Here is a 3474-nt window from a genome sequence, read left to right on the forward strand (position 1 = left end):
TTGCCGGTGGTGTAAAACCGCTTAAAGATGGCGTCGCAAAGTTGAGCAAAGCGCTCAACAATAAGGGGGCCGTGTGGCCCCCTCGTGGTTCCTGGGATGTGCAGCGAGTCCGTCAGAACGGGGGATCGTCGCGTACCTGGGTATCGCAGTGACTCGCGCGCTGTGCGCGCAAGGACTCGTGAAGCTGGCGAGCGTAATGCTGCCGGACGATTTCCAGTAGATCGTCGAGCAACTCAAACACGGCAAGCGCCTGTTCAGGTGTCCAGTCTTCGGGCACGACGAACGGCAGGCCATGCCGTCGTCCCGATGGCAGCAAGGGCGTTCGAGTCATTCGTCCGCTCCTTCCTGCGCGCCATTCTTCTTTGCTCCTCGCCGTCGGGAACGTGCTTCGGCGCGCTCGCGCGCTTCCTTGAGACGGTAGGATTCGCCCTCGATCGCGATGACCTCGGCGCGATGCACCAGCCGGTCAACCAGCGAGACGACACAGGCGGCATTCGGGAACACCTCGTTCCATTCCTTGAATGGTTTGTTAGTAGTCACGATCGTAGAACGGGACCCGTATCTCCTGCTGATCAGTTCGAACAGCAGGTCGGCATACCGGTTTGTATATGACAGATAGCCGACTTCGTCGATGCACAGGAGTTCCGGCGTTGCATAGTAGTGCAGACGCCGGCGCAATGCCGAATCGCTATCGAGCGCGGCAAGTTCGCCGAGCATTTCCCCAGCTGTCCTGAACAGCACCGTATGACCCTGAATGAGCGCCTGATGGGCCACGTTCTGCGCAAGCGTCGATTTGCCCACGCCGTTTGGGCCAATGAACACGGCGTTGGTTGCCTCCCTGACGAACTCCAGCGACATCAGTTCACTGACGGCCACGCGATCGATGCGTTTGGGCCATTGCCAGTCGAAGTCGCCCAACGCCTTGAAGTCACCCAGCTTCGCGGCGCGGATGCGCCGCTGCAGGGATCGGTGGGTGCGCTCGTCTTCTTCCCACTGGATAAGCGGCGCGACCCATTCAGCGCTGGCCACCTCGGGCCAGTGCCCGGCCAGGCCGTTCAGGCGTAATGCCCGCGCGCGCGTGAGCAGGCTATCAGTGGTCTTCGTGTTCATGGTCATCATTGTCCGTTGTCAGTTGATCGTAGCTGTCGAGCCGATGCGGCTGCACCGGCGTGTCCTTGCGCCGCACGTGCTCGGGCAGACTCATCGCGACCGGAGGCGGCTCACCGCGCGCGGCACGCCGGCGCTCCAGCGCCAGACGGACGGCGTTTGTGTGCGGTACGTCTATCGCGAGCGCCTCCTCGAGCGCGGCCTGCAGCTCGGCTGCGCCGTACCGGTCGAGCAGGCGCAGCAACCCGTTTGTGAGCCCACCGAGATTTGCGCCGCGCTCAGCCGCGCGCGTGAGCAGCAACTGGCTGGCCGGCACGGCCTTCGTCAGGCTGTTGACGCCGCGATGCTGGCTCGCCTGGCGTTTGCGTTCCTTGAGCTCACGGATGTGCTCGGGCAGTTCGATCTGCGCGTCACGGTCATAGCTGCGGGGGTGACTGGCAACGAGCTGGGCGCCATCGAAGATGCGCACCTGCTGCAGGTCGGCGCGTACGCTTAGCGTGCGTCGCACATGCGTGTGCTGGATCGTGTAATCGTTCAGGTCGAAGCGCACGTATGGCTGCTTGCCGACCTTCACATCGAGCTGTTCCTCGACCGGGTACGGGTTCTCTGGCAGCGCAAGCAGTAACGGCTTCTCCATCGCGAAGGCCTCGCGTACCGTCATGGTCCGATCCTCCGGACACGGCCGGTCGCCCGCCTGGGTGCGGCACCAGTGCTCGGCCTGGGCATTCAGATCATCGAGATCCCTGAAGGCGCGCGCCGCGAAGAACGCTTCGCGTATATGGCGAATGGCCCGCTCGACTCGTCCTTTTTCGTTTCCCCGGTATACCGCCACCGGACGCGGCTCGAACCGGTAATGCCCGGCAAATGCGAGCAGCCTCGGGTTGAAGCGGATCGCGTCACCCTGACGCTCGAGCACAGCGCTTTTAAGGTTGTCGTACAGGATGAGCTTCCCGAGCCCACCCCAATGGGTGAACGCGCCGACATGCCCGCGAAGGAAGTTCTCCATCCGGGCATCGAGGAAGAAGTTCAGATAAATGTCGCGCGAGTACGAGAGCACCATCACGAAGGCCATCAGCGGGCGCCTCGCCCGACCGATCTCCATGTGACCAAAGTGCCCCCAGTCGCATTGGATCTGTTCCCCCGGCAACGTGCGCAGACGCAGGAATGCCTCGGCCGCCCGACGCGGACGGCGTTGCGCAATCAGGTGCCGGAAGTGGTCAGGCGCCCCCTTGTAGCCGCGCTCGCGTACCATCGAGTACAGGCGGCTGGCCGTCAGCGTCGGAAACGTCTCCAGTGTCTGCTGGATGAACTGAAGGTACGGCTCAATCATTGAAGGGCGCGGCGGCGGTCCGTGTCGTGGCAGCCCCGCATACGCGAGCACACGCTGCACTGTCTGACGATGCACACGCAACTGCTTCGCGATGGTGCCGCAGCGCCACTTTTCGACGTGGTAAAGGCGCAGGATCTGCGCCTCCAGTTCAGCTTTTATGGTCATCAGGAATGTCTCCGCGATCGAAGCAATAAATACGACGCGGACCTCGACGACGCACAAAGCCAGTTCGCACGAACGGTGGCAACGGGCCGCCACAATAGTGACAGTGCGGCGTTGCTGATGCCGTCGGCGCTGGCGCCGCCGTCGTACGATCATCGGCTTGAACTGCAACGGCGGCGCCTGTCGTCAGGTCCGCTTGCAGTACATCATTGGCAGGGGGAGCGGGTGAACCGTGATGCGTCACGATTTTGCGTCGAGCCCGGTGGCGTCGCGATCGGGCCGCGTGGGCAAAGCGCCCGCGACGGCTGCGCTGATACCGGCGGCCGGCTTCGCGCACACTGACCCGCCGGGCCTCTTGGGTGCAATCGCGGCAATAGCGGTTGCCGCGGTCACAGGGCCCGCAAATGAGGACCTGCGCCCGGCAACGGGCGCACACCAGCAGGCGGCCTGTGGACTGAACCCCACAGGAATTTCTTCCGGGCATCGGCGTTCCTTGATGAACGCCGAAGACCATCGACAGAGCACACCTGCCATGCAACAATTGACGCGCACAGGTGCGCCGGACCTGACATCCGGACTCAGTGTGGGCGCGGCATCGGTTTGACTCGCGAGGTCTTGATGGCCGATGCTGCGCCGGTTGTTTCTTCGGCGAACCGCCTTTCTATCACGGCCCAGACTGTTCGCGTGATGCGCCGCAGGGTGCGGCTCCAGTCGCCCTACGGGCTCCCTTCGACGCACCCTGCGTCAACTCCTTTCCATTTACTCCAGTATCCCCAGGACCACCTGCCCGTCATCTCGTCGCGCTCATACGCCTTTGCAACGCCGCCGTCAACCTGGCGCCGCCAGATTTGAGCGGATCCCCAGCGCCATCGACA

3 protein-coding genes are annotated in these 3474 nt (G+C 63.4%); all 3 read right to left on the reverse strand.

What is annotated here, in order from left to right:
* Window positions 1–112: 112 nt before the first annotated feature.
* From PQR40_RS38790 to istA, 3 genes are read right to left on the reverse strand one after another with little or no spacing between them, the layout of a single operon-like run.
* Window positions 113–331: a hypothetical protein gene (locus tag PQR40_RS38790; RefSeq protein ID WP_200655561.1), complete on the reverse strand. Its 219-nt coding sequence runs from the start codon at window positions 329–331 to the stop codon at window positions 113–115.
* Entirely contained in the window at window positions 328–1110 is a 783-nt protein-coding gene (gene istB, locus PQR40_RS38795) for an IS21-like element helper ATPase IstB (RefSeq protein ID WP_408511261.1), read from the reverse strand. Before istB ends, PQR40_RS38790 begins: the two co-directional genes overlap by 4 nt.
* Complete coding sequence (gene istA / locus PQR40_RS38800; protein WP_408511262.1) at window positions 1091–2602, reverse strand: IS21 family transposase; 1512 nt, start codon at window positions 2600–2602, stop codon at window positions 1091–1093. The genes istB and istA overlap by 20 nt, the downstream gene beginning before the upstream one ends.
* Window positions 2603–3474 lie beyond the last annotated feature (872 nt).

Origin of the sequence: Paraburkholderia sediminicola (genome assembly GCF_046026855.1) — a bacterium.
GTDB lineage: Bacteria > Pseudomonadota > Gammaproteobacteria > Burkholderiales > Burkholderiaceae > Paraburkholderia > Paraburkholderia sediminicola_A.